We start from the raw sequence: 7,607 nt of genomic DNA, 5'->3' as shown, positions 1-7,607 counted from the left end.
AACGACGTGAAGTCGCTCGACGAGCTGCCCTGCGCGGCCACGGCGGTCCCCCCTCGAGCTCGGTGAGCCGGGATTCGTCACCGGGCCGGCGGTCGGATTGGCGTGCCGCCCGGGCCTCGCCCCGGCCCTCGACACTGTCGCACACCCGGCCGGGAAGGTCGTGTCACCGCTGCGGCATGCACGGACCGGTGATCAGGCGTGCAGCGACATGGGGCCGTAGACGGCCCGGTCGTGCTCGTAGAGCGTCACCGCGTCGACCCCGAGCTCGGCGAGCTCGGCCCAGATCTCGCCGACCCAGGACTCCGCGTCGGCCTGGCTGGCGAACCGGGCGCCGGCGTGCTCCTCCTCGACGCTCACCTCGGCACCGGAGGCGTCGAGCAGCGCCCAGTGCCAGGGCTGCTCCTCCGGCGTCGGCGGGCGGAACGTGGGCGGCTGGTCGGGCAGCATCAGTCCTCCCGGACGGACGGGTCGACGAACGGCGGCTTGGTGGAGGCGAAGATCTCGCGGCGCCCCCGGATGTCGACGCCGAGCTCGGCGTCGGGGTCGACCATGGTGGGCACCAGGGCCAGGCCGATGCCCTTGCGCAGCGTCGGGCTGAAGGTGCCCGAGGTGATGTCGCACAGCGGCACGTCGGCCACCAGCGTGACGCTCATGCCGGGTCGCGGGATGCCACGGCCGACCGCGAGGAGCCCCCGCAGCCTCCGCTTCGGGCCCGCCTCCCTCTCGGCGAGCAGCGGCTCGCGGCCCCAGAACGACTCCTTCCTCCACCCCACGGCCCAGCCGAGCCCGGCCTCGTTGGGCGTGACGTCGAGGGTGATGTCCTGGCCGTGGAGCGGGTAGCCCATCTCGGTGCGGAGGGTGTCGCGGGCCCCTAGGCCGCAGGCGAGCATGCCCAGCTCCTCACCGGCGGCCAGCAGCTGGTCCCAGAGCTCGCCGGCGATGCCGTTGGCGGCGATCAGCTCGTAGCCGCGCTCGCCGGTGTAGCCCGTGCGGCACACCACCACACCGGCGTCGCCCGCGCCGCCGAGCTCGGCCTCCACGAACGACATGTACTCGTGACCGGCGGGGAGACCGACGCGGGTCAGCACCTCGTCGGAGAGCGGGCCCTGGACCGCCAGCACCGCGTAGTCGTCGTGGTGGTCGATCACCCTGACGCCCTCGGGTGCCTCGGCGACGAGCCGGCGGACCACCTCGGCCGCGTTCGCGGCGTTCGGCACCAGCAGCACGTGCTCGTCGTCCTGGTAGTAGGCGATGAGGTCGTCGACGACGCCGCCGGTGGCGGGGTCGCAGCACAGCGTGTACTGCGCCTTGCCGGGGCGGATCTTGCCCAGGTCGTTCGACAGCGTCCGGTTGACGAAGTCGGCCGCGCCGGGCCCGGTCACCATCGCCTTGCCGAGGTGGGATACGTCGAAGATGCCGACGGCCTCGCGCACCGCGGTGTGCTCCTTGACGACACCCGAGGGGTACTCCAGGGGCATCGACCAGCCGCCGAAGTCCGCGAGCTTCGCACCCAGCGCCACGTGGCGCTCGTGCAACGGGGACCGCCTGCGCTGCGACGTCTGCACCATGCGGCCGAACCTACCTCAGGGCGCTGGCTATCCTGCCGGGGTGACGACGACCTACACGCTGCGAGCCGCCAACCCCGCCAAGACCCGTGCCGACGCCCTCGTGGTCGGCGTTCGCTCGACCGACAAGGGGCCCCGGCTGGCCGCGGGCGCGGAGGAGGTCACCAAGGCCTGGGGCCGTGGGCTCCGCCCGCTGCTGGCGTCGCTCGGCGTCAAGGGCAAGGCCGGCGAGTGCCACCGGGTGCCGACGAACGGGGCCATCAACGCGCCCCTGCTGGTGCTGGTCGGCCTGGGCCCCGAGCCGGACGCCACCGCCGTACGCCGCGCCGCCGGAGTGGCCGCCCGCGGGGTCCCGAACGCCTCGTCGGTCGCGATCGCGCTCCCCGCCGGCGACGCCTCGCTGGTCGCCGCCGTGACCGAGGGCCACCTGCTCGGCGGCTACACCTTCACCTCCTACAAGTCCTCGAACCCCGAGGAGAGCACTGAGGCCGGCACGGTCGTCGTGCTGTCCCCGGTCGCCCGCGACGCCGACGTGGTCGCCGCCTTCGAGAGGGCCCGGGTCGTGGCCGCCGCCGTCGCCACCACCCGCGACTGGGTCAACCAGCCGCCCGGTGACCTCACCCCCGGCAAGTTCGCCGACGCCGTCACCGCCGCGCACGAAGCGGCCACCAAGGGCCGCGGAGCGCCGAAGATCTCGCTCGAGGTCCTCGACGAGGTGCAGCTCGCCGAGCTCGGGTGCGGCGGCATCCTCGGCGTCGGCGGCGGCTCCGACGCGCCCCCGCGCCTGGTCCGGCTCACCTACGCCCCCAAGGGCGCCACGAAGCACCTGGCACTGGTGGGCAAGGGCATCACCTTCGACTCCGGCGGCCTGACGATCAAGCCGGCCAGCGGCATGGGCACCATGAAGTGCGACATGGCCGGCGCGGCCGCCGTGCTGCAGGCGACCCTCGCGATCGCGGCCCTGGGCCTGCCGGTCAAGGTGACCACCTTCGCGCCGATGGCCGAGAACATGGTGTCGGGCTCGTCGGTGCGTCCCGGCGACGTCCTGTCGATGTACGGCGGCACGACCGTCGAGGTCACGAACACCGACGCCGAGGGCCGGCTCGTGCTGGCCGACGCGCTCGTGATGGCGATCGAGGCGGAGCCCGACGTCGTGCTCGACGCGGCCACCCTGACCGGTCACATGGTGCTCGCCCTCGGCGAGCGGGTGGGCGGGGTCATCGGCAGCGACGGCGTCGCCGACGACGTGGTCCTCGCCGGCGCCCGCGCGGGCGAGACGCACTGGCGGATGCCCATCCCCGAGGAGATGGACGAGCGCATCCACAGCAGCAAGGTCGCCGACCTCGCGCAGCACGACTGGGTGCGCTGGGGCGGGGGCCTGTTCGCCGGCGCGTTCCTGCGCGAGTTCACCGGCGGCCTGCCGTGGGCCCACCTCGACATCGCGGGCCCGGCGTTCCACTCCGGCAGCCCCACGGGGCACTGGACCCACGGCGGCACCGGCTTCGGCGTCGCGACCCTCGTCGAGTACGCCGCCGCCCTCGCCGAGGACCGGGGCTAGCGGCCCTCGGCCCTCTTGCGCCGGTTGTAGTCGCGCATCCGCTGCGGCACGCCCACCACCGCGGCGTCGTACGACGGCACCTGGCGCTTGTTGCAGAACGCGTGGGCCCACTCCACCGACGGCACCCGGCGTCGTGTCCACTCACCGTCGTGGGCGACGAGGAGCAGCGTCACGTCGCTGACCGCCGTGCGTGGCTCGACGAATCCCTCCACCCCCCGGCGGCCGGACACGAACTCCTCGAGGTGCCGCACGTCGGTCGCGTCGGAGGCGCGCACGGTGGTGGACCCCGTGCGCGCGGTGTCGCGGCCCGGGCGGCGCATCCGCGCTCCGCGTCGGAATCGGTCGAACAAACCCATGGGCCCAGTGTGCCAGCGAGCGGGGCGGCCGAGCGGTGAACGCCCCGCGAGCACCGGGTGTCTACCCTCTCGCAAAGAGTGCAAGGATGGGGACGACGACAGCAGCAACGGGAGGACTCCAGCGTGGCCGAGGCCGAATTCGACGTACTCATCCTCGGAGCCGGGTCCGGTGGCTACTCCTGCGGGTTGCGCGCGGCCCAGCTGGGGCTCTCGGTGGGCCTGGTCGAGAAGGGCAAGCTCGGCGGCACCTGCCTCCACATCGGCTGCATCCCGACGAAGGCGCTGCTGCACGCCGCGGAGGTCGCCGACCACACGCGTGCCGCCGCACAGTTCGGCGTGCAGGCCGACCTCCACGGCATCGACATGGACGGCGTCAACTCCTACAAGGACGGCGTCGTCGATCGCCTCTTCAAGGGACTCACCGGCCTCATCAGGGGTCGCGGCATCACCGTGATCGAGGGCGAGGGCAGGCTGACCGGCCCCCGCACCGTGACGGTCGACGGCACGGCGTACTCCGGTCGGCACGTCGTGCTGGCCTCCGGCTCGTACGCCCGCACACTGCCCGGCCTCGACATCGACGGCGAGCGCGTTCTGACCTCCGACCAGGCGCTGCGCCTGGACCGGGTGCCGGCCTCGGTCATCGTGCTGGGCGGCGGCGTCATCGGCTGCGAGTTCGCGAGCGTGTGGAGGAGCTTCGGCGCCGACGTCACGATCATCGAGGCACTCCCCCGCCTCGTCGCCCTCGAGGACGAGGCGTCCTCGAAGGCCCTCGAGCGGGCGTTCCGCAAGCGCGGGATCGCCTTCCGCACCAGCACGCCGTTCCAGAGCGTCAAGACCACCGACGACGGGGTCGCGGTCACCGTCGAGGGCGGCGACGTCATCGAGGCCGAGCTGCTGCTCGTCGCCGTCGGCCGCGGCCCCGTGACCGACGGGCTCGGCTACGACGAGCAGGGCGTTGCGATGGACCGCGGCTTCGTGCTCACCGACGAGCGCTGCCGCACCAACCTCGACGGCGTCCACGCCGTCGGCGACATCGTCCCCGGTCTCCAGCTCGCCCACCGCGGGTTCCAGCAGGGCATCTTCGTCGCCGAGGAGATCGCCGGCCTCGACCCCCAGCCGATCGACGAGTCCGGCATCCCGCGCGTGACCTACTCCCACCCCGAGGTCGCCTCGGTGGGTCTCAACGAGTCCGCGGCCCGCGAGAGGTACGGCGACGACGACGTCACCACGGTGACCTACGACCTCGGCGGCAACGGCAAGAGCCAGATCCTCAAGACGCAGGGGTTCGTCAAGCTGGTCGCGCGCAAGGACGGCCCGGTCGTCGGCGTCCACCTCGTGGGCGACCGGGTGGGCGAGCTCATCGGCGAGGCGCAGCTGATCTACAACTGGGAGGGGCACGCCGCCGACGTCGCCCCGCTGCTGCACGCCCACCCCACCCAGAACGAGGCTCTCGGCGAGGCGCACCTGGCCCTCGCCGGCAAGCCGCTGCACGCGCACTCCTGATACCGACCGCCACCTAGACGACAGGAACCCCATGGCCTCCGAAGTCACCCTTCCCGCACTCGGCGAATCCGTCACCGAGGGCACCGTCACGCGCTGGCTGAAGCAGGTCGGCGACGCCGTCGCCGTCGACGAGCCGCTGCTGGAGGTCTCCACCGACAAGGTCGACACCGAGATCCCCTCGCCCGTGGCCGGCACCCTGCTGGAGATCAAGGCCACCGAGGACGACACCGTCGAGGTCGGCGCCGTGCTGGCCGTCGTCGGCGAGGAGGGCGAGGGCGGCGGTGCGGCCTCCTCCGACGAGGCGTCCGGGGACGCCGACGGTGGCACCGACGACGATGAGGCCGGTGGCGGGCAGGACGTCGAGCAGCAGCAGGCCCGAGCGGACGCCGAGCAGCGTGACTCCTCCGGGGAGCGCCCCTCCGACCAGTCCCAGCCCGACGAGGCTGAGCAGCCCCAGGCCCCCGCGGCGCAGGAGACGTCCGGCGGCTCCAGCGGTGGCGGCGGGGGCGGCGGCGGCACCTCGGTGACGCTGCCCGCCCTGGGTGAGTCGGTCACCGAGGGCACGGTCACCCGCTGGCTGAAGCAGGTGGGTGACGAGGTCGCGGTCGACGAGCCGCTGCTGGAGGTCTCCACCGACAAGGTCGACACCGAGATCCCCTCACCCGTGGCCGGCACCCTGCTGGAGATCAAGGTCAGCGAGGACGAGACCGTCGAGGTCGGCGCCGAGCTCGCCGTGGTCGGGTCCGGCGACGCCGCTGCGCAGGAGTCGGCCCCCGAGCCGGAGCCGCAGCAGGAGCAGTCCGAGTCGAAGCCCGAGCCCCGGCCGGAGCCGCAGGCCCAGGAGGCCGCGACCGAGCCGCGCAAGACCCCCGAGCCCGACCAGCAGCAGGACGAGCCGGCACCCCAGGTCGGCGTGGAGCAGACCGAGCAGCCGGAGAGCTCGCAGCCCGACACCCCGGTCCGGACGTCGTCGGAGCAGCCCGGCGGCGACGGCTCGGCACCGGCCGCGGCCCCCCGCGCCAGCGAGGGCTCGGGCGACCAGAGCACCTACGTCACCCCGCTGGTCCGCAAGATGGCGGCCGAGCACGGTGTCGACCTCGCCTCGGTGACCGGCACGGGGGTCGGTGGCCGCATCCGCAAGCAGGACGTGCTCGACGCGGCGGAGGCCCAGAAGGCGCCGGCTGCGGAGCATGCGCCGGCCGAGGCCGCCCCCGCCGCCGCCGCCGCATCCACGGTGTCCGCTGCCCCGAGCGCTTCGCCGTCCCCGCTGCGCGGCAAGACCGAGCCGCTCTCGCGGCTGCGCAAGGTCATCGCCAAGCGCATGGTGGAGTCGCTGCAGGTCAGTGCCCAGCTCACCACGGTCGTCGAGGTCGACGTCACCGCCATCGCGCGCCGGCGTGCCGCGGTCAAGGACGACTTCGCGGCGCGCGAGGGAGTGAAGCTGTCCTTCATGCCGTTCTTCGCCAAGGCGGCTATCGACGCGCTGAAGCAGCACCCGTCGCTCAACGCCGCGATCGACACCGAGAAGGGCGAGGTGACCTACTTCGACCGCGAGAACCTCGCGATCGCGGTCGACACCGAGAAGGGCCTGCTGACCCCCGTCATCAAGGAGGCGGGCGACCTGTCGATCGCCGGCCTGGCGCGCAAGATCGCCGACGTCGCCGAGCGCACCCGCACCAACAAGATCACGCCCGACGAGCTGTCCGGCGGCACCTTCACGCTGACCAACACCGGCAGCCGCGGGGCGCTGTTCGACACCCCGATCATCAACCAGCCGCAGGTGGCGATCCTCGGCACGGGCTCGATCGTCAAGCGTCCCGTCGTGATCGACGACCCCAACCTGGGCGAGACGATCGCGGTGCGCTCGATGGTCTACCTCGCGCTGACCTACGACCACCGCCTGGTCGACGGTGCCGATGCCGCCCGCTACCTCAGCGAGGTCAAGCAGCGCCTCGAGGCGGGCCAGTTCGACGTCTGAGCGACCGCACGCGACGAGCGCCGGGCCCCAGCCGGGGTCCGGCGCTCGTGTGCGTCGGGCGCCCGCCTCCGTGCCGGCTCAGTCGGCCGGGTCCTTCCAGTCGTCGAGCCCCAGGGCGGCGCCGAGGGCCCGACTGATGTGGAGCACGTACTCCCGGTTGAGGTGGAAGGTGTCGCGGTAGACCACGTGGTCGTCGATGACCGCGGGGCAGACCTCCTCCCCGCACAGCCACGGCAGCGGCGAGACGTACGTCGCCCCGGCGTCCTGCGTCGTCTGCTCGACCGCCCGGTCGTGCTCGGCGTACACCGCGGTCTCGCGGTCCACCGCGCACTCCTCCACGGCGTCGGCGTGCTCGCCCAGGCACGTCGGGGCGTCCTGGGTCGGGTACGGCGCCTCACCGAGCATGAACACCTCGGGACCGTCATCGCCGCCCACGCTCCGCAACGCCGTGGCCAGGCCCTCCTGCCAGACCCGGCCGGCCGCGCCGTCGGGGGTCCAGGTGTTGTCGGGGCGACCCGTCCCGAGCGGTTGTGGCCGCCCGTCGACGGCCACGGCAGCGTTGCGCACCGCGGCCGCGATGACCACGACGTCGGGGCGCACCACGTCGCGCAGCACCTGCGGGACCTGCTCGTTGACGGTGACGCACT

7 protein-coding genes are annotated in these 7,607 nt (G+C 73.2%); 3 read left to right on the top strand and 4 right to left on the bottom strand.

Annotated features, from left to right (window positions below; genetic code table 11):
* Nucleotides 1–192 precede the first annotated feature (192 nt).
* Both QZX64_RS07335 and gcvT read right to left on the bottom strand, forming a co-directional pair.
* Nucleotides 193–450 carry a hypothetical protein gene (locus QZX64_RS07335; protein WP_295658013.1) on the bottom strand — a complete coding sequence of 86 codons (258 nt, stop codon included), beginning with the start codon at nucleotides 448–450 and terminating at the stop codon, nucleotides 193–195.
* Nucleotides 447–1,568, bottom strand: a complete 1,122-nt coding sequence (gcvT, locus tag QZX64_RS07330; protein WP_295658012.1) for a glycine cleavage system aminomethyltransferase GcvT — start codon at nucleotides 1,566–1,568, stop codon at nucleotides 447–449. Before gcvT ends, QZX64_RS07335 begins: the two co-directional genes overlap by 4 nt.
* A gap of 40 nt (nucleotides 1,569–1,608) precedes the next feature.
* Between gcvT and QZX64_RS07325 the strand changes: the two genes are divergently transcribed.
* Nucleotides 1,609–3,123 (top strand): leucyl aminopeptidase, encoded by a 1,515-nt coding sequence (locus tag QZX64_RS07325; protein WP_295658011.1) that lies wholly within the window; start codon nucleotides 1,609–1,611, stop codon nucleotides 3,121–3,123.
* Here QZX64_RS07325 and QZX64_RS07320 read toward each other — a convergent pair.
* Nucleotides 3,120–3,479 carry a hypothetical protein gene (locus QZX64_RS07320; protein WP_295658009.1) on the bottom strand — a complete coding sequence of 120 codons (360 nt, stop codon included), beginning with the start codon at nucleotides 3,477–3,479 and terminating at the stop codon, nucleotides 3,120–3,122. The two genes, QZX64_RS07325 and QZX64_RS07320, sit on opposite strands and share 4 nt — an antisense overlap.
* Before the next feature lie 123 nt (nucleotides 3,480–3,602).
* Between QZX64_RS07320 and lpdA the strand changes: the two genes are divergently transcribed.
* Nucleotides 3,603–4,982, top strand: a complete 1,380-nt coding sequence (gene lpdA, locus QZX64_RS07315) for a dihydrolipoyl dehydrogenase (protein WP_295658008.1) — start codon at nucleotides 3,603–3,605, stop codon at nucleotides 4,980–4,982.
* A 31-nt stretch (nucleotides 4,983–5,013) separates the two neighbouring features.
* A complete protein-coding gene (sucB, locus tag QZX64_RS07310; RefSeq protein ID WP_295658007.1) occupies nucleotides 5,014–6,960 on the top strand; it encodes a 2-oxoglutarate dehydrogenase, E2 component, dihydrolipoamide succinyltransferase in 1,947 nt (648 codons plus the stop codon).
* 78 nt (nucleotides 6,961–7,038) lie between these two features.
* Here the strand turns inward: sucB and QZX64_RS07305 are convergent.
* Nucleotides 7,039–7,607: SGNH hydrolase domain-containing protein (locus QZX64_RS07305; RefSeq protein WP_295658006.1), on the bottom strand; the 569-nt coding region annotated here is incomplete at its 5' end.

It is taken from the genome of uncultured Nocardioides sp. (genome assembly GCF_902805925.1).
In the GTDB taxonomy this organism is placed as follows: domain Bacteria; phylum Actinomycetota; class Actinomycetes; order Propionibacteriales; family Nocardioidaceae; genus Nocardioides.
The sequence above is the reverse complement of the archived record's forward strand: the minus strand, read 5'-3'. Positions and strand labels throughout refer to the sequence as shown.

Bases quoted from the DNA above. Each gene is read 5' to 3' on its own strand.
- gcvT (WP_295658012.1), bottom strand. From the start codon at position 1,568: ATGGTGCAGACGTCGCAGCGCAGGCGGTCCCCGTTGCACGAGCGCCAC.
- QZX64_RS07320 (WP_295658009.1), bottom strand. From the start codon at position 3,479: ATGGGTTTGTTCGACCGATTCCGACGCGGAGCGCGGATGCGCCGCCCG.
- sucB (WP_295658007.1), top strand. From the start codon at position 5,014: ATGGCCTCCGAAGTCACCCTTCCCGCACTCGGCGAATCCGTCACCGAG.